Source organism: Pseudomonas brassicacearum, assembly GCF_009601685.2.
Classification (GTDB): domain Bacteria; phylum Pseudomonadota; class Gammaproteobacteria; order Pseudomonadales; family Pseudomonadaceae; genus Aquipseudomonas; species Aquipseudomonas kilonensis_B.
In genome coordinates this window covers 6,060,169-6,082,056 of record NZ_CP045701.2, presented here as the reverse complement: position 1 = coordinate 6,082,056, position 21,888 = coordinate 6,060,169, and the positions used below count along the sequence as shown (strand labels likewise).

The window sequence follows — 21,888 nt, the reverse complement described above, 5'->3', positions numbered from 1 at the left end:
ATCCGTTCAAGCTGAAACTTGCCCCCAATCTCTGTTGGCGCTTCTGTGGATAAGATGTTCGCTCTACGCTGCAGGCCATACGGGACGTGGCGTTCAGTCAGTTGATTATAAAATGATCAATCAGTCCTTTTTGTCGGGAAAACGCCTGGAAAACCTCGATTTACAAGCCGTTCAATGGGTTTTCCACAGAATCGTCAAAATTACCCCCAAACACTGTTGGTGCTTCTGTGGATAAGGTGTTCGCTCACCGCCACACCCCTTGCCAGGCAAGGCTTACAGGCCTTTGATCAAAAAACAACCGATAGGCCGGTAAAACCATCATTGTTCATAAGTCACGGTTTTTATTCACTTTGCCGGTGGAAAAATGCCGGGCATACCCGCACTTGTCCCCATTAGCTGTGGGTGGTCGTGTGGATAACTTGTTCGCCGAACGCTGCAAGCCACGGCCTGCATAGTGCAAATCGCGATAGATCAAATTTCATACAGTTCTAAGTCACTGCCTTGACGAGGGTCTGTGGGCTGTCTTCACTCCATGGCACAAGGACATCGTCACTTTATCCATGTCAGGTTCAGGGAGAACGCATGATGGATAGCCAGCCCCCCCGCACCTATTTTTTTTTCCCTGTAACGTGCGTGCCGAAGCGTCCCACCGCGCTGCCCAAGCGCCCCCGTCGACGTGCCGTCAATCAGCGTGCGCGGCTATAGCGCCCTGATCAGTACCTGAGTTTGCTTCGTAACCGCTCACTGCCGTTCGCCCCTTGCGGGATAGCGGCCAGGCGTTCGTGCGCCTGTCGATTTGCAGGCAACCGCAGAGTTGCCCCTTCTGCCTGAGAGGACTTGAACATGACACGGATCTCGACCCCCATCAGTGACATCCAGGAACACTACGACGTGATTGTCATCGGTTCCGGCTACGGTGGCGGTATTGCTGCCTCGCGCCTGTCCAGGGCCGGACGCAAGGTGTGCCTGCTGGAGCGAGGCCGGGAAATCCAGCCCGGCGAATACCCCAATACCCTGCTCGCGGCCACCGAGGAACTGCAAGTTCACGACCCGGATGGCCACATCGGTTCGCGCACCGGGCTGTTCGACCTGCACGTCAACGCCCAGCAAAACGTGGTGGTCGGTTGTGGCCTGGGCGGCACGTCGCTGATCAATGCCAACGTTTCGCTGGAGCCGGAGCCTGGCGTGTTCGAGGACCCGCGCTGGCCCCAGGCGGTACGGGAACACCGCGACACGCTGCTCAAGGACGGCTACACCCGGGCCCGGGAGATGCTCAAGCCCAATTCGTATCCGGCGTCGGGGCCGAACCTGCCCAAGCTTGATGCCCACAAGAAGTCCGCCGATTACCTCAAGCAAAGCGCGCATTTCTACAAGCCGCCGATCAACGTGACCTTCGACAAACTGCCCAACAATCTTAATCACGTCGGCGTCGAACAGCTGCCGTGCAATGGCTGTGGCGATTGCGTCTCGGGCTGTAACAACAAGGCCAAGAACACCACGCTGATGAACTATCTGCCCGATGCCTGGAACCACGGCGCGGAAATTTTCTGCCAGGCCGAGGTGCGGCACCTGGAGCGCGACGGCGATGGCTGGATCGTGCACTTCCAATACCTGGACAGCGGTCGGGAGATGTTCTCGGCGCCGACCCTGTTCGTTCGCGCCGACATCGTGGTGGTGTCCGCCGGTACCCTGGGCTCCACTGAAATCATGTTGCGCTCGCGGGACAAGGGCCTGTCGATGTCCAGCCAGTTGGGCGAACACATGAGCGGCAACGGCGACATCCTGGGCTTCGGCCACAACTGCGACCAGACCATCAACGGCATCGGCTTCGGCGCCCATTCGGCCAAGGAACTGGAGCCGGTGGGGCCGTGCATCACCTCGATCATCGACATGCGCACCGAGGGCGACTGGCGCAGCCGCATGGTCATCGAAGAAGGTTCGATTCCCGGCGCCCTCGGCCGGGCCATGGTGCCGAGCATGGCGGCGTTTGCCGAAATGATCGGCGTGCCCACCGACACCGGTTTCGGCGCCAGCCTCAAGTACAAGGGACGGGAGGCCGAGAGCTTTTTGCGCGGCCCCTACTACGGCGCGCTGCATAACATGCAGACCTACCTGATCATGAGCCATGACAACGCCAAGGGCCGCATGCTGCTCGACAACAAGGATCAGTTGCGCATCGACTGGCCCGGCGTCGGCGAACAGGAGAACGTCACCCTCGGCAATGAACGGCTGCACCAGAGCACCAAGGCCCTGGGCGGGATCTGGGTCGAGAACCCGATCTGGACCAAGCTGCTCAAGCACAGCATCGTCTCGGTCCATCCCTTGGGCGGTTGCGTGATGGGCGAAGATGCGACCCAAGGCGTGGTCAATCACAAGGGCCAGGTGTTCAGTGGCACCAGCGGCACCGATGTCTATCCGGGCCTGTACGTGACCGACGGTGCGGTGATTCCCACGTCACTGGCGGTTAACCCGCTGCTGACCATCTCGGCGGTGAGCGAGCGCAACATGGGCCTGCTGGCGGCTGATCGAGGCTGGGTCATCGACTACACGCTGCCCTCGGCCCCGCGCAAACCGGTGGCGGCACCCACCCTCGGCGTGCAGTTCACCGAAACCATGAAGGGTTACTTTTCCACCGCCTTCACCCAGCCCCAAGGCACCGATCTGAGCCTGTACGAAGCGGCGGCCAAGCGTGGCAAGGCCGACAACTCGCCCATCGAATTCACCCTGACCATCACCGCCGCCGACCTCAACCGGCTGATCAAGGAACCGGAGCACGCCGCGACCCTGGTGGGCACCCTCGACGCACCGTCGCTCTCGCCGCAGCCGCTGGTCGCCAGCAATGGGGTGTTCAACCTGTTCGAGCAGTACCAGGAACAAGTTGGTGTGCGGCACATGAACTACGACATGAAGCTGACCGCCGAAGACGGCAGCGACTATTATTTCAGCGCCTTCAAGACCGTGCCCGAGGACAACGGCGTGCTGAACATCTGGCACGACACCAGCACGCTCTATGTCACGCTCTATCACGGGCCGGACAAGACCGGCGCGGTGATCGGCTCCGGGGTGATGCACATTCTGCCGGCCGACTTCGCCAAGCAAATGACCACCATGAAAGTGCTTAACGCGCGCAATGAACGTGAGCGCGTGGAGGCGCTGGCGCGGTTCGGCAAGTTCTTTGCCGGCATCTTGTGGGAGAGCTACGGCGGTGTCTTCGCGGGCGACGTCTACTTCAATCCGGACGCGCCACCCCGGTTGAAACGGCCGCTGGATGCGCCGCCACCGGTGGTACATTTCTTCCAGACCGAAGACAGCGTCGAGCTGCGCCTGACGCGGTACCAGGCCGGCACCAAAGGCCCGGTGATGTTGGTCCATGGCCTGGGCGTGGGCTCGAATATTTTCTCCACCGACACCATCCACACCAACCTGCTGGAATACCTCTGCAAGCACGAATACGACGTCTGGCTGCTGGACCTGCGGGTGAGCATCCTGCTGCCGGCCAGCAAAAACGAATGGAACGGCGACCAAGTGGCCCAGTACGACTTCAAGGCCGCCATCGAGCAGATCCAGCAAGCGACCCTGGCCCGGGACGTGCAGTGCGTGGTGCATTGCTACGGTGCGACGACGTTCTTCATGTCGATGCTGGCAGGCTTGCAGGGCGTGCGCTCGGTGGTCTGCTCGCAGATCGCCGCCGACACGGTGGTCGCCACCGCCACTGGTCTGAAAGCCGGTCTGCACTTGCCGGGGATGCTCGATGCCATCGGCATCAAGTCCCTCACGGCCTACGCCGATACCAAGGAAAGCTGGTTCAACAAACTCTACGACAAGGCCCTCAATGGCTATGCCCGGATCGAGGCCCAGGGCTATTGCACCAACCCGGTCTGCCATCGCATCACGTTTATGTATGCCTCGCTGTACCGCCACGACACCCTCAACGAAACCCTGCACGACAACCTGCATGAGTTGTTCGGCGAATCGAACATCCAGACCTTCGAGCACCTGGCGCTGATCGTGCGCAAAGGGCACCTGGTGGACTTCAAGGGCAACGACGTCTACATGCCGCATTTCGATCGGCTGAAGTTGCCGATCTGCTTCATCAGCGGCGCCGACAACCAGTGCTACCTGCCGCAAAGCACCCTCAAGACCTACGAACGATTGTGCGAGATGCACGGCCCGCAGTTGTTCAGTCGCCACGAAATACCGGGGTACGGCCACATCGACTGCATGTTCGGCAAGGATGCGGTGGTGGATGTGTATCCGATCATCCTTGAGCACCTGGAGAAGACGGCGCTTGGCTAATCACTGCTCCCGCTCGGCTCTGTAGGAGCTGCCGAAGGCTGCGATCTTTTGATCTTTTGATCTTTCGCTTGAGATTCGAGTGTCTTTGGAAAGATCGCAGCCTCGCTTCGCTCGACAGCTCCTACAGGAGTTCGGCGGGAGCAAGCTCTGGCCGCAAAGGCTGTGTGGTGAGTCAAGAATAAGGAAAAGGATGCCATGAACACTTACATCCGCTGGTTCCAACGCATCATCTGGGTCGGGATTGTCATGAACATGGTCTTCGCGATACCGGCGCTGTTCGCGCCGGCGTTGCTGACGTCCATGCTCGGCCTGCCGCCCGTGTTGTCCGATCCCTGGCTGGAAAATACCGGCATGTTGCTGGTGGGGATCAGCCTGTTCTACATGCCCTCGGGGTTCAACGCGCCGCGTTTCGTCGTGCACTCATGGTTGTGCGTGCTGTCGCGGCTGGTGGCGGTGGTGTTCTGGATCTACCTGATCAACACCAACAACCAGGGCCAGCTGTTCGTGCCGATGTTGATGGGCGACCTGAGCATGTTCCTGATCCTGGGCGTGCTGTTGTACCTGGGCTGCCCAGTGGCCAATCGTCCGCTGGCCTTGCTCTGCGCCGGTTGGCGGGAGTGGCGCGCCGGCTGGGCGCTGCGTTGGCAGCGCCACGGTTTCAAGGTCGGCACGTTGGTGGTGGTATTGCTGCTGGGTTTCATCGGTTACCAGACCTGGTACCAGATGATCCGCGAAGTGCCGCAACCGGACTTCGCCTCCGATGAAGACCATTACAAATACGCCGCCATCGGCCTGGGCATCGAGGCGCGGATTCCCTACTACCTGTTCGCCGTGCTGCCGCAAATGTGCCCGGAAAAACTGCCCAAGCCGGGCGGCTATGAGGTGTTCGGGTTCCTCTATGAAAACGGCAACGACCTGCCCATCGGCATGGCCAAGCGGCAACTCGGCTACCCCACCGTGGAGCCCAACTGCGCCCTGTGCCACACCGGTTCCTATCGGGCCAACACCAGTGACGTAGCGGTTCCGGTCGCCACTGCACCGGCCAATACCCTGCAACTGCAAGCCTTCCAGTGGTTCGCCTACGATTGTGCCAGCGACCCGAAATTCACCCCCGATGCGGTGATGGCGGCGATCAACAGCAAGTTCCAGCTGGGCTTTTTCGAAAAGCTGTACAACCGTTACCTGATCATCCCGATGGCCAAGACCGCGCTGCTCAAGCAGAAGCAAGCGTACGCCTGGCAGAAACTGCGTCCGGACCAGGGGCCAGGGCGGACCGACACTTTCAACCCGACCAAAATGGTGGTGTTCGGCTTCCCGGATGACTCCACCATCGGCACCGTGGACCTGCCGCAGGTCTGGAACCAGAAACCCCGCGAGTCCATGTACCTGCATTGGGACGGCAATAACAACCAGATCCACGAACGCAACTACGCAGCGGCCATGGCCGTGGGCGCGACGCCGGAATCGGTGCTGCCACCGAGTTTCAATCGCGTGACCAACTGGCTGCTGGGCCACAAGGCACCGGCCTGGCCGTTCGCCCTGGACCAGGCGAAAGTCGCCCAAGGCAAACCGATCTGGGAGAAAAACTGCGCCGGTTGCCATGATTTTGGCCGCAGCGACACCGGCCAGGTCACCACCAACATCGACCAGTTGGGCACCGACCCTCATCGCCTGAACTCCTTCACCACCGGCCTGGTGGCGGCATTCCACGGCTTCAAGAAGCCGCCGTTCGACTTTGGCGCCTACCGCAAGACCCAGAGCTACAGCAACACGCCCACCGACGGCATCTGGCTGCGCGCGCCATACCTGCACAACGGTTCGGTGCCGACCCTGTGGGATTTGCTGCAAGCACCGGAACAGCGGCCGCAGGTGTTCTACACCGGCTCCGACATCTACGACCAGGAGAAGGTCGGCTTCATTACCAGCGGCGCGCAGATGAAGGCGTCGGCGGATTTCAAATATGACACCCGCCTGGAAGGCAACCACAACGGCGGTCACCTGTATGGCACGCAGCTGTCGGACGTCGACAAACGGGCCCTGATCGAATTCATGAAGACCCTGTAGCCCAGGGCATTGCGAAGGAGCGTTCACATGTCATTACTGCATCATTGGGAACATGAGTTCGACAAGGTCAAGGTCCGCCTGCACGGGTTGGTCACGCGGCTGGAGATGTCCTGGAAAAAACTGGTCAACGACTTGGAGCCCGAGGAATTCCAGGCCATCGTCAAATTATTGCAGCGAGGCCACGACCAGGCGCGGCATGTCATCGAACATGGCGAACTGCCGGACGACGAACCTGCCGTACCCTGGGAGTTGTCCCACGGCTTGTCGATCCTCAAGATCGGCAACGCCACGCCCTTGCCGCAAAGCGAGGACGAGTTGCCGACCCGGGTGCTCAAGGACGGCACCTTGCTCGGCTGCCGCAAATGGGAACTGCTGGACCTGTTGTGGAGCGAGGCGCTGCTCAAGTGGATCGAAAACCTGCGCCACCATGCGCCGTTCGCCACCAACCCGGCGCTGGTGAAAATGGACAACGACGTGGTGCTGGCCATCGCTGGCGACTGGGGCACCGGGCCGTTCGACAGTCACGCCCCGGCCGTGGCGGTGGCCAACCAGATGCAGCTGGCCCTGGCCGATTTCACCATCCATCTGGGTGACGTGTATTACGCCGGCACCCATTCCCAGGAAGACGTCGACATGGTCGGCTGGCCCCAGGGCAAGCATGGCGCGTTCACCCTCAATTCCAACCACGAGATGTACAGCGGCGCCCACGGCTATTTCAAGGAACTGTCCAAGCGTTTCCCGGTGCAGCAAGGCACCAGTTACTTTGCCTTGTACAACGACGACTGGCTGGTGGTGGGCCTGGACAGCGCCTACGCCTCGGACGCCATGAACCTGTACATGGACGGCACCCTCAACACCCAGCAGATCGAGTGGATGAAGACCCTGCCCAAGCGCAAGAAACTCATGGTGCTCAGTCATCACCAGGGCTTCGACATTTCCGGGCACAACAAGACCGCGCTCTACCAACCGGTGTGCGATGCCTTGGGGCGAGAACCGGACTACTGGTATTGGGGGCATCTGCACAACGGCATCTGCTACGCGCCGCAAGGCGGATTGCATGCGCGCTGCGCCGGGCACGGGGCGATCCCCTACGGCACCACGAGCGAATTGAATGGGCATGCCCGGGTGCTGTGGTCGGAGACCCAGTTGGCAGGGGACGAGGCGTATCCGCAACGGGTGTTGAACGGGTATGTGAAGGTGCGGCTGAAGGGGGAGGAGATTGTCGAGACGTTTTATGGGGAGGATGGCAGTGTGCGGTGGTCTTCCAAGTAGCCGGTGAATCTTAGACCGCTATCGCGAGCAAGCTCGCTCCCACAGGGGTTTTGTGTCGTTCACAAAACCTGTGGGAGCGAGCTTGCTCGCGATGCTTCTGACTTAGCCCTGGACCGGAACGCCCTTGAGGTACGGTGCCGGTTCGGCCCCCAGGTTGTTGAGCATGCGCTCGCTGTACCAATCCACGAAGTTCACCACGCCGAACTCATAGGTCTTGGAGTACGGGCCTGGCTGGTAGGCGGTGGAGTTGATGCCGCGCTGGTTTTCTTCGGCCAGGCGACGGTCCTGGTCGTTGGTGGCGTCCCAGACCTGGCGCATGCGCGCCACGTCATAGTCCACGCCTTCGACTGCATCCTTATGCACCAGCCACTTGGTGGTGACCATGGTTTCCTGGGCGCTGATCGGCCACACGGTGAACACGATGATGTGGTCGCCCATGCAGTGGTTCCACGAGTGCGGCAGGTGCAGGATGCGCATCGAGCCCAGGTCCGGGTTCTTGATGCGGCCCATCAGCTTGGCGCAGCCTTGCTTGCCGTCCATGGTCATCGACACGGTGCCCTTGAGCAGCGGCATGCGCACGATGCGGTTGCGCAGGCCGAAACTGGCGTGGGCGTAAGGGATCTTCTCGGCGTCCCAGGCAGCGGCGGAGGCAGCCACGTGGTCCTTGAACGCCTGGTCGGCGCGTGGGTCGGTGACGTCGTCCCATTCCAGCAGGGTCTTGAGCAGTTCCGGGTGCGCGCCGCCGCAGTGGTAGCACTCACGGTTGTTTTCCAGTACCAGTTTCCAGTTGGCTTTCTCCATCAAGGTGGTTTGCACCGCCACCTTGGTGTTTTCCATGTCGTAGGGTTCCATGTAATGGGTCAGGGTCGACAGGAAGTCATCGATGGCCGGCGGGTTCTCCGCCAGGCTGATGAAGATGTAGCCACCAGCGGTCTTCACGTTTACTGGCTTCAAGCCGTACTGGTTCATGTCGAAATCGGCGCCCATTTCGGTGCCGGCGAACAATAGACGACCGTCCAGCTCATAGGTCCACTGGTGGTAATGGCAGACCAGCTTGGCGACCTTGCCCTTTTCGCTGGTGCACAGCCGCGAGCCACGGTGACGGCAGACGTTGTGGAACGCATGCACCACGCCATCGGCGCCGCGAATCACGATGATCGGGTTCTTGCCAACCTGCAGGGTCAGGTAGTTGCCCTTGGTCGGAATTTCGCAGGTCATGCCGGCGATCAACCATTCCTTCTGGAAGATTTCCTGCATGTCGATATCAAACAGGCGCTCATCGGAGTAGAACGGCTGCGGCAGCGAGAAAGTGCGCTCGCGTTCCTGCAGCATTTGCGCGGTGGCCTTGCGTGCGGGTTCCAGCGGATCGCCCAGGCTCAGGGTTGCGGTGACGTCCATCGTTTTATCCTCATGGCCCTCTACGTGGCCGGCGAAAGTGGCTGATCATATGTGCTACGCAAGGCAGAAAATATTATTTGTCTGTTGGGGGCGAGTGTGGGGCCGCGCAGGGGGCGAACCTTATCCATGGGCGACATGGCCCAATCTGTTCCCGACGCGCAAGGTCCGGCCGTTGGGGGCTGGTCGCGGTAAGCATGTGAATGTCGCAGATAGGTAAATGGGCGGTTCGCGCTATACGCAGAATCGCCTCATAAGAGGCCGACAGTCGGCCGTGGAGATCAGCATGTCCAACAGCTTCCTGAACCCGGTAACCACCCAGACCTGGGCCAATGGTCGTCACATTGTCCGTTGCGTCAAAGTCATCCAGGAAACCTGGGATGTGCGCACCTTTTGTTTCATGGCTGATCAGCCGATCCTGTTCTTTTTCAAGCCGGGGCAGTTCGTGACCCTGGAGCTGGAAATCGAAGGTCAGCCGATCATGCGGTCCTACACCATCTCCAGCTCGCCGTCGGTGCCCTACAGTTTTTCGGTAACCATCAAGCGCGTACCGGGGGGCAAGGTGTCCAACTGGCTGCACGACACCCTGCATGAAGGCCAGGAACTGGCGGTACACGGGCCGGTTGGCCTGTTCAATGCCATCGACTTCTCGAACCCGAAGGTGCTTTACCTCAGCGGCGGCGTCGGCATCACGCCGGTGATGTCCATGGCGCGCTGGTACTACGACACTAATGCCAACGTCGACATGGTGTTTATCCACAGCGCCCGCTCGCCCAAGGACATCATCTATCACCGCGAGCTTGAGCACATGGCGTCGCGGATCGATAACTTCAACCTGCACCTGATCTGCGAAAGACACGGGCTGGGCGAGCCCTGGGCCGGGTATCGCGGCTATTTGAACCACAAGATGCTGGAGTTGATGGCGCCGGACTTCCTGGAGCGCGAAGTGTTTTGCTGTGGCCCGACGCCATACATGAACGCGGTCAAGCGCCTGCTGGAAGCCGCTGGCTTCGACATGACGCGTTACCACGAGGAATCCTTCGGCGCCACGCCACCGGAAGCCCGCGCCGACGCGGTGGAACAAGCCGAACAGGCTGCCGATGCCCCGGAAGTCGATATGGCGGACCTGCATCTGGTGGAGTTCACCGCCTCCGGCAAGAGTATTCGCGTGGGTCCGGGAGAGACCGTCCACGCCGCCGCCGCCAAGCTTGGCATGATGATCCCCAAGGCTTGCGGCATGGGCATTTGCGGCACCTGCAAAGTGCTGAAGCTGGGCGGGGAAGTGGAGATGGACCACAACGGCGGGATCACCGAGGACGACGAGGCCGAGGGCTACATCCTGTCGTGCTGCAGCGTGCCGAAGGGGGATGTGCGGATCGAGTTCTGATGCTGCAGTGAGCCCCTTGTGGCGAGGGAGCTTGCTCCCGCTCGGCTCTGTAGGAGCTGTCGAGCGAAGCGAGGCTGCGATCTTTTGATCTTTCGCTTGAGATTTAATCTGGCTTGGAAAGATCGCAGCCTCGCTTCGCTCGACAGCTCCTACAAGATATCGGTCGTTGCTTCAGGCGCTCATCACTTCCCGAATATCCGCCGCCAATTCCCGCACCCGCACCTCTTCGGTATCCCACGAACACATGAACCGTGCGCCGCCTTTGCCAATGAAGGTGTAGAAACGCCAGCCCTTGGCGGTCAGCGCGGCGATGGCCGGCTCCGAGAGTTGCAGGAACACGCCGTTGGCCTGGACCGGGAACATCAATTCCACGCCGGGAATGTCGCTGACCAGCTCTGCCAGCAATTGGGCGCAGTGGTTGGCGTGGCGGGCGTGCTTGAGCCAGGCCTGGTTTTGCAGCAAGCCGACCCAGGGCGCGGAGAGAAAACGCATCTTCGAGGCCAGTTGCCCGGCCTGTTTGCAGCGATAGTCGAAGTCTTCGGCCAGGTCATGGTTGAAGAACAGGATCGCCTCACCCACCGCCATGCCGTTTTTCGTGCCGCCGAAGCACAGCACGTCCACGCCGGCCTTCCAGGTCAGGTCGGCCGGGGAGCAGCCGAGGAAGGCGCAAGCGTTGGAAAACCGCGCGCCGTCCATGTGCAGGTTCAGCCCCAGTTCCTTGCAGGTGACGCTGATGGCGCGGATTTCTTCCGGGGTGTAGACGCTGCCGACTTCCGTGGCCTGGGTCAGGGTCACGACCCGGGGCTTGGGGTAATGGATGTCCTGGCGCTTGAGGGCGATCTCACGGATCGACTCGGGGGTCAGTTTGCCGTTTTCGGTGCGCGCCACCAGCAGCTTGGAACCATTGGAAAAGAATTCCGGGGCGCCGCATTCGTCGGTTTCGACGTGGGCGGTTTCCGAGCAGATCACGCTGTGGTAACTCTGGCACAGTGAGGACAACGCCAAAGAGTTGGCCGCCGTGCCGTTGAACGCGAAGAACACTTCGCAGTCGGTTTCGAACAAGGCCCGGAAATCGTCCGCCGCGCGGTGGGTCCACTCGTCGTCGCCGTAGGCGCGTTGGTGACCCTGGTTGGCTTCTTCCATGGCCGCCCAGGCTTCGGGGCAAATGCCGGAATAATTGTCGCTGGCAAACTGTTGACTCTTGTCGGTCATGGCCTTGCTCCTTGAATAGAGAGTCCTGGGTAAAGAGATCCCTGGTGGAATGCCCGGGTGGGGCGTTCCTTGGTTTTCGGCGTGTTTGGGTCCACAGCGCCGTGGTCGATACTCGTGCGCACTTTACCCAAGATTAGCGGGGGAACACACCGGATGTTTCTGTCGGAAAGTATCAAAGTCATCGAGCCGTTTTGCACATGAACCGGCGCGACGGTGCGCTGGACCTGCTCAAGTGGCTGGCTCTTTTGTCGATGGTCCTCGATCATCTTCGATATGTTGGTTTTTCCGTCGATTGGCTCTATGTGCCAGGACGGTTGGCGTTCCCCTGGTTCTGTCTGGCGATGGCGGCGAACCTGGCGCGAAACGGCGCCAGTGCAGCCCCCTGGCGCTACCTGGGTTGGTTGCTGTTGTTCAGTGCCGTGAGCGAAATAGCCTATCGACTGTTCTTTCCTGCCCCGGCCACTTTGAATGTCATGCCGACCCTGGTCCTGGGCTTGCTGGTGGCGCGCGGCTGGCAGGCATCGTCCCTGGAGGCGCGCAGCCTGGCCGCGGGGGCGCTGCTTATGGCGGCGCTGTTTTCGTCGCGGCTGATGTTCGGGTTCTTCGGCGTGCTGCTGCCGCTGGCGATGCTGCTGGTGTTTCGTCGGCCCTGGTATTTCGCGTGGTTGCCGGGGTTGGTGTGCGTGGCGGCCAACCAATGGCGGGTGTTGTATGGCGCGGCATGGCTGGGGGATGCGGTGGCGATCGGCGGGTTGGTGGCTTGCCTGATCGCGCCATGGCTTGGGCTGATGCTTTTGCGACAGGCTGGTCGTTTTCATCCACCGGCGATGCGGCGTTGGGCCTATGGCCTTTATCCCGCGCATTTCCTGGTCTTGCTCGTGGTTCGCCAGATCGTCGCCTAATCCTATGGGAGCAGCATTTTGGGAGCAAAGCCAGTGGGAGCAAGGCTTGCCCGCGATGAAAGCGCCGCGCTCTCCCATGGACCGAGGCGCCTGGATCGCGAGCAAGCTTTGCTCCCACAGTGCTATCGCGCAGGCCTTGCTCTGCGACTCTTTGATCCCATGTCGTAAACGCACCTTTGCGTGGCGTCCATAGGCATTTGACCTGCCTGCGCCAGCCATACCATCGCATCCAAAGGGCACGACCGAACGGTCCGTGCCTCACCGAGACGAAAGGCGCACCGCCGCCGCTGGGAGAGACGCGATGTTCAGCAAGCAAGACCAAATCCAAGGCTACGATGATGCACTGCTGGCGGCGATGAATGCCGAAGAGCAACGCCAGGAAGATCACATCGAGCTGATCGCGTCAGAGAACTACACCAGCAAGCGCGTAATGGAGGCCCAGGGCAGCGGCCTGACCAACAAGTACGCCGAAGGCTATCCGGGCAAGCGCTACTACGGTGGCTGCGAGCACGTCGACAAAGTCGAAGCCCTGGCCATCGAACGCGCCAAGCAGTTGTTCGGTGCCGATTACGCCAACGTCCAGCCGCACTCCGGCTCTTCAGCCAACAGCGCCGTGTACCTGGCCCTGCTGCAGGCTGGCGACACCATCCTGGGCATGAGCCTGGCCCACGGCGGTCACCTGACCCACGGTGCCAAGGTGTCGTCCTCGGGCAAGCTCTACAACGCGGTGCAATACGGCATCGACACCACCACCGGCCTGATCGACTACGACGAAGTCGAGCGCCTGGCGGTCGAGCACAAGCCGAAGATGATCGTGGCCGGTTTCTCGGCTTACTCCAAGACCCTGGATTTCCCACGTTTCCGCCAGATCGCCGACAAGGTCGGTGCCCTGTTGTTCGTCGACATGGCCCACGTGGCGGGCCTGGTCGCTGCCGGTCTGTACCCGAATCCACTGCCGTACGCCGACGTGGTCACCACCACCACCCACAAGACCCTGCGCGGTCCACGTGGCGGCCTGATCCTGGCCAAGGCCAACGAAGAGATCGAGAAGAAGCTCAACGCTGCCGTATTCCCGGGCGCCCAGGGCGGCCCGCTGATGCACGTGATCGCCGGCAAGGCAGTGTGCTTCAAGGAAGCGGCGGAGCCAGGCTTCAAGGCTTACCAGCAGCAAGTGATCGACAACGCCCAGGCCATGGCTGGCGTGTTCATCAAGCGCGGCTACGATGTAGTGTCCGGTGGTACCGATAACCACCTGTTCCTGGTCAGCCTGATCCGTCAGGGCCTGACCGGCAAGGACGCCGATGCTGCCCTGGGCCGTGCCCACATCACCGTCAACAAGAACGCCGTGCCGAACGACCCGCAATCGCCGTTCGTGACCTCGGGCCTGCGCATCGGCACCCCGGCGGTGACCACGCGCGGTTTCAAGGTGACCCAGTGCGTCACGCTGGCCGGCTGGATCTGCGACATTCTCGACAACCTCGGCGATGCCGATGTCGAGGCCAATGTCGCGCAGCAAGTGGCGGCCCTGTGCGCGGACTTCCCGGTTTATCGCTGAGTCGGTTTTGGAGTAATGACTATGCAACGCTATTCGGGCTTCGGCCTCTTCAAGCACTCTCTCAGCCATCACGAAAACTGGCAGCGGATGTGGCGCACGCCGACCCCGAAAAAGGTCTATGACGTGGTCATCGTCGGCGGTGGCGGGCATGGCCTGGCGACCGCCTACTACCTGGCCAAGGAGCACGGCATCACCAACGTGGCCGTGGTCGAGAAGGGCTGGTTGGGCGGCGGCAACACCGCGCGCAACACCACCATCGTGCGCTCCAACTACCTGTGGGACGAATCGGCCCACCTGTACGAACACGCGATGAAATTGTGGGAAGGCCTGTCCCAGGACCTGAACTACAACGTGATGTTCTCCCAGCGTGGCGTCTACAACCTGTGCCACACCCTGCAGGACATCCGTGATTCCGAGCGTCGTGTCAGCGCCAACCGCCTCAACGGCGTGGACGGCGAGCTGCTCGACGCCAAGCAAGTGGCCGACGAGATCCCGTACCTGGATTGCTCGAAGAACACCCGCTACCCGGTGATGGGCGCCACCGTCCAGCGTCGCGGTGGCGTGGCGCGTCACGATGCCGTGGCCTGGGGCTTTGCCCGGGCGGCGGACGCGTTGGGCGTGGACCTGATCCAGCAGACCGAAGTGATCGGTTTCCGCAAGGAAAACGGCGTATGCATCGGCGTGGAAACCAACAAGGGCTTCATCGGCGCCAAGCGTGTCGGCGTGGTGACGGCCGGTAACTCCGGGCACATGGCCAAGCTCGCGGGCTTCCGCCTGCCGATCGAATCCCACCCGCTGCAAGCGCTGGTGTCGGAGCCGATCAAGCCAATCATCGACAGCGTGATCATGTCCAACGCCGTGCACGGTTACATCAGCCAGTCCGACAAGGGCGACCTGGTGATCGGCGCCGGTATCGACGGCTACAACGGCTACGGCCAGCGCGGCTCGTACCCGGTGATCGAACACACGGTCCAGGCCATCGTCGAGATGTTCCCGGTGCTCTCCCGCGTACGCATGAACCGCCAGTGGGGCGGCATCGTCGACACCACGCCGGACGCCTGCCCGATCATCTCCAAGACCCCGGTGCCGAACATGTTCTTCAACTGCGGTTGGGGCACCGGTGGCTTCAAGGCAACACCTGGCTCGGGCAACGTATTTGCCGCGAGCCTGGCCAAGGGTGAAATGCACCCATTGGCTGCACCTTTCTCCATCGACCGTTTCCATAACGGTGCGTTGATCGATGAACACGGCGCTGCTGCGGTTGCCCACTAACAGGAGAAATCCCCATGTTGCACATCTTCTGTCCTCACTGCGGCGAACTGCGCTCCGAAGAGGAATTCCATGCATCCGGCCAGGCGCATATCCCGCGTCCGCTGGATCCGAATGCCTGCACCGACGAGCAGTGGGGCGACTACATGTTCTTCCGTGACAACCCACGCGGGTTGCACCATGAACTGTGGGACCACGTCGCCGGTTGCCGCCAGTACTTCAACGTGACCCGTGACACCGTGACCTACGAAATTCTCGAAACCTACAAGATCGGCCAAAAGCCGCAGTTCACCGACAAGGCTGACAGTCCGAAAGCGGCTGCACAGGCTCTGGGAGAGAAGGTATGAGCCAGATCAATCGCCTGTCCAACGGCGGACGGATCGACCGCAACAAAGTGCTGAGCTTCACCTTCAACGGCCAGACCTACAAAGGCTTCGAGGGCGATTCCCTGGCCGCTGCGCTGCTGGCCAACGGTGTCGACATCATCGGCCGCAGCTTCAAGTATTCCCGGCCGCGCGGCATCTACGCCGCCGGTGCCGAAGAGCCGAACGCTGTGCTGCAGATCGGTGCCACCGAAGCCACGCAAATCCCTAACGTGCGCGCCACGCAACAGGCGCTGTACCAGGGTCTGGTCGCCACCAGCACCAACGGCTGGCCGAACGTGAACAACGACATGATGGGCATTCTCGGCAAGGTCGGCGGCAAGCTGATGCCGCCGGGCTTCTACTACAAAACCTTCATGTACCCGCAATCGTTCTGGATGACCTACGAGAAGTACATCCGCAAGGCCGCAGGCCTGGGTCGCTCGCCGACCGAGAACGATCCGGACACCTACGACTACATGAACCGTCACTGCGACGTGCTGATCGTCGGCGCCGGCCCTGCTGGCCTGGCCGCCGCACTGGCCGCGGCCCGCAGCGGTGCGCGTGTCATCCTGGCCGATGAGCAGGAAGAGTTTGGCGGCAGCCTGCTTGACTCCCGCGAGAGCCTGGACGGCAAGCCTGCGACCGAATGGGTGGCTGCTGTCGTGGCTGAACTCAAGTCGATGCCGGACGTGGTGCTGCTGCCTCGCGCCACGGTGAACGGTTACCACGACCATAACTTCCTGACCATCCACGAGCGCCTCACCGACCACCTCGGCGACCGCGCACCGATCGGCCAGGTCCGCCAGCGCATCAACCGCGTTCGCGCCAAGCGCGTGGTCCTGGCGACCGGCGCCTGCGAGCGTCCGCTGGTCTACGGCAACAACGACGTGCCGGGCAACATGCTGGCCGGTGCGGTGTCCACCTACGTGCGTCGCTACGGCGTGGCACCGGGCAAGAAACTGGTGCTGAGCACCAACAACGACCACGCCTACCGCGTGGCCCTGGACTGGTTCGACGCTGGCCTGCAAGTGGTGGCCGTGGCCGATGCCCGTAGCAATCCGCGTGGTGCGCTGGTGGAAGAAGCCCGCGCCAAGGGCATCCGCATCCTCACCGGCAGCGCCGTGATCGAGGCCCGTGGCAGCAAGCGCGTCACCGGGGCACGTGTTGCCGCGATCGACGTCCGTGCCCACAAAGTCACCAGCCCCGGCGAATGGCTGGACTGCGACCTGGTGGCCAGTTCCGGCGGCTACAGCCCGGTGGTTCACCTGGCTTCGCACCTGGGCGGCAAGCCGATCTGGCGTGAAGACATCCTCGGTTTCGTACCGGGCGAAGCACCGCAAAAACGTGTGTGTGTCGGTGGTGTGAACGGCGTCTACAGCCTCGGCGACAGCTTGGCCGACGGTTTCGAAGGCGGCGTGCGCGCGGCCAGCGAAGCCGGCTTCAAAGCGGTTGAGGGCGTGTTGCCCAAAGCTTTGAGCCGTCATGAAGAGCCAACCCTGGCGCTGTTCCAGGTGCCCCACGAAAAATCCACTGCACGAGCGCCGAAGCAATTCGTCGACCTGCAGAACGACGTCACCGCCGCCGCCATCGAACTCGCCACCCGCGAAGGCTTCGAATCGGTGGAACACGTCAAGCGCTACACCGCACTGGGCTTCGGCACCGACCAGGGCAAGCTGGGCAACGTCAACGGCCTGGCCATCGCGGCCCGTTCGCTGAACGTGAGCATCCCGCAGATGGGCACCACCATGTTCCGTCCGAACTACACGCCGGTGACCTTCGGCGCGGTGGCTGGCCGGCACTGTGGGCACATCTTCGAGCCGGTGCGTTACACCGCACTGCATGCCTGGCATGTGAAGAACGGTGCCGAATTCGAGGACGTCGGCCAATGGAAGCGCCCTTGGTACTTCCCGAAGAACGGCGAAGACATGCATGCCGCGGTCAAGCGCGAATGCAAGGCCGTGCGCGACAGCGTTGGCCTGCTGGACGCCTCGACCCTGGGCAAGATCGACATCCAGGGCCCGGACGCCCGTGAGTTCCTCAACCGCGTCTACACCAACGCCTGGACCAAGCTCGACGTGGGCAAGGCCCGCTACGGCCTGATGTGCAAGGAAGACGGCATGGTCTTCGACGACGGCGTGACGGCCTGTCTGGCGGACAACCACTTCCTGATGACCACCACCACGGGCGGCGCGGCGCGCGTGCTGCAATGGCTGGAGATCTATCACCAGACCGAATGGCCGGACCTGAAGGTGTACTTCACCTCGGTCACCGACCACTGGGCGACCATGACCCTGTCGGGCCCCAACAGCCGCAAGCTGCTGAGCCACGTCACCGACATCGACCTGGACAAGGACGCGTTCCCGTTCATGACCTGGAAGGAAGGCCTGGTGGGCGGCGTGCCGGCGCGGGTGTTCCGGATCTCGTTCACCGGTGAACTGTCGTACGAAATCAACGTGCAGGCCGACTACGCCATGGGCGTGCTCGAGCAGATCGTCGAGGCCGGCAAGCAGTACAACCTGACCCCGTATGGCACCGAGACCATGCACGTGTTGCGGGCCGAGAAGGGCTTCATCATCGTCGGTCAGGACACGGACAGCTCGATGACCCCGGACGACCTGAACATGGGTTGGTGCGTAGGCCGGACCAAACCGTTCTCGTGGATCGGCTGGCGCGGCATGAATCGCGAGGATTGCGTGCGTGAAGACCGCAAGCAACTGGTGGGCCTCAAGCCGATCGACCCGAATGTCTGGCTGCCGGAAGGTGCGCAACTGGTGTTCAACACCAAGCAGGCGATCCCGATGACCATGGTTGGCCACGTGACCTCCAGCTATGCCCACAACTCCCTGGGTTATTCATTTGCCATGGGCGTGGTCAAGGGCGGCCTCAAGCGGATGGGCGAGCGCGTGTTCGCACCATTGGCCGACGGCAGCGTGATCGAGGCAGAGATTGTTTCTTCGGTGTTCTTCGATCCGAAGGGGGATCGGCAGAACATCTAACATTCAAGCCCTGTGGTGGGGGCATGTGGGAGCAAGGCTTGCTCCCGCAGCGCCACGCACCGGCAGGTCGAGCAAGCATTCAAGACAGGTGCTCCATATGACCGCAGTCAACGTGTACCAACAACGCCCAACCACCGGGGCCAAGGCCGAGTCGTCGCTGCACCATGCCGACCTCGCAAGCAGGGTGGGCAAGGGCCGCAAGAACGCCGGCGTGACCGTGCGCGAGAAAAAACTCCTGGGTCACCTGACCCTTCGTGGCGACGGTCACGACCCGGCGTTCGCCGCCGGCGTGCACAAGGCCTTGGGCCTGGAATTGCCAGGTGCGCTGACCGTCATCGTCAAGGGTGAAACCAGCCTGCAATGGCTCGGCCCGGACGAGTGGCTGCTGGTGGTGCCCACTGGCGAAGAATTCGCCGCCGAGAAGAAACTGCGCGAAGCCCTGGGCGAGCTGCATATCCAGATCGTTAACGTCAGCGGCGGCCAGCAGATTCTCGAACTGTCCGGCCCGAACGTGCGCGACGTGCTGATGAAATCCACCAGCTACGACGTTCACCCAAACAACTTTCCGGTGGGCAAGGCCGTGGGCACGGTGTTTGCCAAGTCGCAACTGGTGATCCGCCACACGGGCGAAGACACTTGGGAACTGGTGATCCGCCGCAGCTTCTCCGATTACTGGTGGCTGTGGTTGCAGGATGCCGCGGCTGAGTATGGGTTGAGCGTGCAGGGCTGAAACACTGCAGTCCTTGTGGAAGCAAAACTGTGGGAGCAAAGCTTGCTCGCGATGCGGGCGCTTGAGTTCCAGATAGACCGCGTTGTTTTTATCGCGAGCAAGCTTTGCTCCCACAGATAAATCCTCCGCCACAGGTTCTGTGTCCGGCGGGGGGGTTATCCATAACAAACAGGAGTCACCGCAATGAGCCGCGCCCCAGACACATGGATCTTGACTGCCGACTGCCCCAGCGTGCTCGGCACGGTGGACGCGGTGACCCGCTTTCTGTTCGAGCAGGGCTGCTACGTCACCGAGCACCACTCCTTCGACGACCGCCTCTCCGGACGCTTCTTCATTCGCGTGGAGTTTCGCCAACCGGAAGGTTTTGACGAGCAGAATTTCCGCACCGGCCTGGCCGAGCGTGCCGAAGCCTTCGGCATGATTTTCGAACTGACGCCGCCCAACTACCGGCCCAAAGTGGTGATCATGGTCTCCAAGGCCGATCACTGCCTCAACGACTTGCTCTACCGCCAGCGCATCGGCCAGTTGTCCATGGACGTGGTGGCCGTGGTGTCCAACCACCCGGACCTCAAGCCGCTGGCCGACTGGCACCAGATTCCCTACTACCACTTCCCCCTGGACCCGAACGACAAGCCTTCCCAGGAGCGGCAGGTGTGGCAGGTGATCGAAGACACCGGCGCCGAGTTGGTGATCCTTGCGCGCTACATGCAAGTGCTGTCGCCGGAGTTGTGCCGCAAGCTCGACGGCAAGGCGATCAACATCCACCACTCGCTGCTGCCGGGCTTCAAGGGCGCCAAGCCGTACCACCAGGCCTACAACAAAGGCGTGAAACTGGTGGGTGCCACGGCGCACTACATCAACAACGACCTGGACGAAGGCCCGATCATCGCCCAGGGCGTGGAAGTGGTGGACCACAGCCACTATCCCGAAGACCTGATCGCCAAGGGCCGGGACATCGAAGGGCTGACGCTGGCCCGGGCGGTGGGGTATCACATCGAGCGGCGGGTGTTTCTCAATGCCAACCGAACCGTTGTTCTTTAGATCGCCATCGCGAGCAGGCCCTTACAGACAACAAAGAAACAAGACACAAGCACTACCCGAGCAATCAACGCGCTGCCTGCCTGGGCAACGCAGTTCCACAAAAACAACAGCGAGGTGAAAGCATGTCTGGTAATCGTGGTGTCGTGTATCTCGGCAACGGCAAGGTCGAAGTACAGAAAATCGACTATCCAAAAATGCAGGACCCGCGCGGCAGGAAGATTGAGCACGGTGTCATCCTGCGCGTGGTCTCCACCAACATCTGCGGCTCCGACCAGCACATGGTGCGCGGCCGTACCACTGCCCAGACCGGCCTGGTCCTGGGTCACGAAATCACCGGTGAAGTGATCGAAAAGGGCAGCGACGTCGAGAACCTGAAAATCGGTGATCTGGTGTCGGTGCCGTTCAACGTGGCTTGCGGGCGCTGCCGTTCCTGCAAGGAGCAACACACTGGCGTGTGCCTGACCGTCAACCCGGCCCGTGCCGGCGGTGCCTACGGTTATGTGGACATGGGTGACTGGACCGGCGGCCAGGCCGAATACGTACTGGTGCCGTACGCCGACTTCAACCTGTTGAAACTGCCGGACCGCGACAAGGCCATGGAGAAAATCCGCGACCTGACCTGCCTGTCCGACATCCTGCCGACCGGCTACCATGGCGCCGTCACCGCCGGCGTTGGTCCTGGCAGCACCGTCTACATCGCCGGTGCCGGCCCGGTTGGCCTGGCGGCCGCTGCTTCCGCCCGCCTGCTGGGCGCGGCGGTGGTGATCATTGGCGACGTCAACCCGGTTCGCCTGGCCCATGCCAAGGCCCAGGGTTTTGAAATCGCCGACCTGTCCCAGGACACCCCATTGCACGAACAGATCGCCGCCTTGCTGGGCGAGCCTGAAGTCGATTGCGCCGTCGATGCGGTAGGCTTCGAAGCCCGCGGCCACGGTCATGACGGCGTCAAGCACGAAGCCCCGGCCACCGTGCTCAACTCGTTGATGGGCGTGGTGCGCGTGGCCGGCAAAATCGGCATCCCTGGCCTCTACGTCACCGAAGACCCGGGCGCTGTCGATGCCGCGGCGAAAATGGGCAGCCTGAGCATTCGCTTCGGCTTGGGCTGGGCTAAATCCCACAGCTTCCACACCGGCCAGACCCCGGTGATGAAGTACAACCGCCAGTTGATGCAGGCGATCATGTGGGACCGTATCAACATTGCTGAAATCGTAGGCGTGCAGGTGATCAGCCTGGATGACGCGCCGAAGGGCTATGGCGAGTTCGATGCGGGCGTGCCGAAGAAGTTTGTGATCGATCCGCATAAGTTGTTTAGTGCGGCGTAAGGTTGGAAGCAAGACGGGAGAAGGGCGACAGTGATGTCGCCCTTTTTTATGTTTCGAAAACGTTGCCCTGGCCCTGTTGTTG

At 61.7% G+C, this 21,888-nt stretch carries 14 protein-coding genes; 12 read left to right on the top strand and 2 right to left on the bottom strand.

Translation table 11 applies throughout. The features are described from left to right. The first annotated feature begins 843 nt into the window (after nt 1–843). From GFU70_RS26435 to GFU70_RS26425, 3 genes are all read left to right on the top strand, one after another. Complete coding sequence (locus GFU70_RS26435; RefSeq protein ID WP_153389024.1) at nt 844–4,296, top strand: GMC oxidoreductase; 3,453 nt, start codon at nt 844–846, stop codon at nt 4,294–4,296. A gap of 195 nt (nt 4,297–4,491) precedes the next feature. After that, on the top strand, nt 4,492–6,360 hold the full coding sequence (locus GFU70_RS26430; RefSeq protein WP_153389023.1) for a hypothetical protein: 1,869 nt from the start codon (nt 4,492–4,494) through the stop codon (nt 6,358–6,360). 27 nt (nt 6,361–6,387) lie between these two features. Further along, the gene (locus GFU70_RS26425; RefSeq protein ID WP_058543659.1) at nt 6,388–7,632 is read left to right on the top strand and encodes a metallophosphoesterase; all 1,245 of its coding nucleotides are present in this window, start codon (nt 6,388–6,390) and stop codon (nt 7,630–7,632) included. A 102-nt stretch (nt 7,633–7,734) separates the two neighbouring features. Here GFU70_RS26425 and gbcA read toward each other — a convergent pair whose 3' ends face one another. After that, nucleotides 7,735–9,030 (bottom strand): glycine-betaine demethylase subunit GbcA, encoded by a 1,296-nt coding sequence (gene gbcA, locus GFU70_RS26420; protein ID WP_064106876.1) that lies wholly within the window; start codon nt 9,028–9,030, stop codon nt 7,735–7,737. 283 nt (nt 9,031–9,313) lie between these two features. Here gbcA and gbcB point away from each other — a divergent pair, with 283 nt between their 5' ends. Further along, on the top strand, nt 9,314–10,414 hold the full coding sequence (gene gbcB / locus GFU70_RS26415; RefSeq protein WP_058543379.1) for a glycine-betaine demethylase subunit GbcB: 1,101 nt from the start codon (nt 9,314–9,316) through the stop codon (nt 10,412–10,414). 171 nt (nt 10,415–10,585) lie between these two features. Here the strand turns inward: gbcB and GFU70_RS26410 are convergent, their stop codons facing one another. Then, nucleotides 10,586–11,626, bottom strand: coding sequence for a threonine aldolase family protein (locus tag GFU70_RS26410; protein WP_058543380.1), 1,041 nt, complete (start codon nt 11,624–11,626; stop codon nt 10,586–10,588). Nucleotides 11,627–11,823: 197 nt separating this feature from the next. Here GFU70_RS26410 and GFU70_RS26405 point away from each other — a divergent pair, with 197 nt between their 5' ends. The 8 genes from GFU70_RS26405 to fdhA all read left to right on the top strand — a co-directional run bounded on the left by GFU70_RS26405 (nt 11,824) and on the right by fdhA (nt 21,806). Beyond that, nucleotides 11,824–12,528, top strand: coding sequence for a TraX family protein (locus GFU70_RS26405; RefSeq protein ID WP_081264434.1), 705 nt, complete (start codon nt 11,824–11,826; stop codon nt 12,526–12,528). A 301-nt stretch (nt 12,529–12,829) separates the two neighbouring features. Further along, nucleotides 12,830–14,083 carry a serine hydroxymethyltransferase gene (glyA, locus tag GFU70_RS26400; protein WP_003206308.1) on the top strand — a complete coding sequence of 418 codons (1,254 nt, stop codon included), beginning with the start codon at nt 12,830–12,832 and terminating at the stop codon, nt 14,081–14,083. Nucleotides 14,084–14,104: 21 nt separating this feature from the next. Further along, entirely contained in the window at nt 14,105–15,355 is a 1,251-nt protein-coding gene (locus tag GFU70_RS26395; RefSeq protein ID WP_008057117.1) for a sarcosine oxidase subunit beta, read from the top strand. A gap of 14 nt (nt 15,356–15,369) precedes the next feature. Continuing rightward, nucleotides 15,370–15,699 carry a sarcosine oxidase subunit delta gene (locus tag GFU70_RS26390; RefSeq protein ID WP_003206305.1) on the top strand — a complete coding sequence of 110 codons (330 nt, stop codon included), beginning with the start codon at nt 15,370–15,372 and terminating at the stop codon, nt 15,697–15,699. After that, nucleotides 15,696–18,713, top strand: coding sequence for a sarcosine oxidase subunit alpha (locus GFU70_RS26385; RefSeq protein ID WP_153389022.1), 3,018 nt, complete (start codon nt 15,696–15,698; stop codon nt 18,711–18,713). The genes GFU70_RS26390 and GFU70_RS26385 overlap by 4 nt, the downstream gene beginning before the upstream one ends. Before the next feature lie 97 nt (nt 18,714–18,810). Next, a complete protein-coding gene (locus GFU70_RS26380) occupies nt 18,811–19,443 on the top strand; it encodes a sarcosine oxidase subunit gamma (protein ID WP_058543383.1) in 633 nt (210 codons plus the stop codon). Between the two features lie 183 nt (nt 19,444–19,626). After that, entirely contained in the window at nt 19,627–20,484 is an 858-nt protein-coding gene (purU, locus tag GFU70_RS26375; protein ID WP_058543384.1) for a formyltetrahydrofolate deformylase, read from the top strand. Nucleotides 20,485–20,606: 122 nt separating this feature from the next. Next, complete coding sequence (gene fdhA, locus GFU70_RS26370) at nt 20,607–21,806, top strand: formaldehyde dehydrogenase, glutathione-independent (RefSeq protein WP_003206297.1); 1,200 nt, start codon at nt 20,607–20,609, stop codon at nt 21,804–21,806. The last annotated feature ends 82 nt before the right edge of the window (nt 21,807–21,888 follow it).

Excerpts from the sequence above, each read along its gene's own strand:
- GFU70_RS26435 (WP_153389024.1), top strand. The coding sequence starts at position 844 with ATGACACGGATCTCGACCCCCATCAGTGACATCCAGGAACACTACGAC.
- GFU70_RS26430 (WP_153389023.1), top strand. The coding sequence starts at position 4,492 with ATGAACACTTACATCCGCTGGTTCCAACGCATCATCTGGGTCGGGATT.
- GFU70_RS26425 (WP_058543659.1), top strand. The coding sequence starts at position 6,388 with ATGTCATTACTGCATCATTGGGAACATGAGTTCGACAAGGTCAAGGTC.
- gbcA (WP_064106876.1), bottom strand. The coding sequence starts at position 9,030 with ATGGACGTCACCGCAACCCTGAGCCTGGGCGATCCGCTGGAACCCGCA.
- gbcB (WP_058543379.1), top strand. The coding sequence starts at position 9,314 with ATGTCCAACAGCTTCCTGAACCCGGTAACCACCCAGACCTGGGCCAAT.
- GFU70_RS26410 (WP_058543380.1), bottom strand. The coding sequence starts at position 11,626 with ATGACCGACAAGAGTCAACAGTTTGCCAGCGACAATTATTCCGGCATT.
- GFU70_RS26405 (WP_081264434.1), top strand. The coding sequence starts at position 11,824 with ATGAACCGGCGCGACGGTGCGCTGGACCTGCTCAAGTGGCTGGCTCTT.
- glyA (WP_003206308.1), top strand. The coding sequence starts at position 12,830 with ATGTTCAGCAAGCAAGACCAAATCCAAGGCTACGATGATGCACTGCTG.
- GFU70_RS26395 (WP_008057117.1), top strand. The coding sequence starts at position 14,105 with ATGCAACGCTATTCGGGCTTCGGCCTCTTCAAGCACTCTCTCAGCCAT.
- GFU70_RS26390 (WP_003206305.1), top strand. The coding sequence starts at position 15,370 with ATGTTGCACATCTTCTGTCCTCACTGCGGCGAACTGCGCTCCGAAGAG.
- GFU70_RS26385 (WP_153389022.1), top strand. The coding sequence starts at position 15,696 with ATGAGCCAGATCAATCGCCTGTCCAACGGCGGACGGATCGACCGCAAC.
- GFU70_RS26380 (WP_058543383.1), top strand. The coding sequence starts at position 18,811 with ATGACCGCAGTCAACGTGTACCAACAACGCCCAACCACCGGGGCCAAG.
- purU (WP_058543384.1), top strand. The coding sequence starts at position 19,627 with ATGAGCCGCGCCCCAGACACATGGATCTTGACTGCCGACTGCCCCAGC.
- fdhA (WP_003206297.1), top strand. The coding sequence starts at position 20,607 with ATGTCTGGTAATCGTGGTGTCGTGTATCTCGGCAACGGCAAGGTCGAA.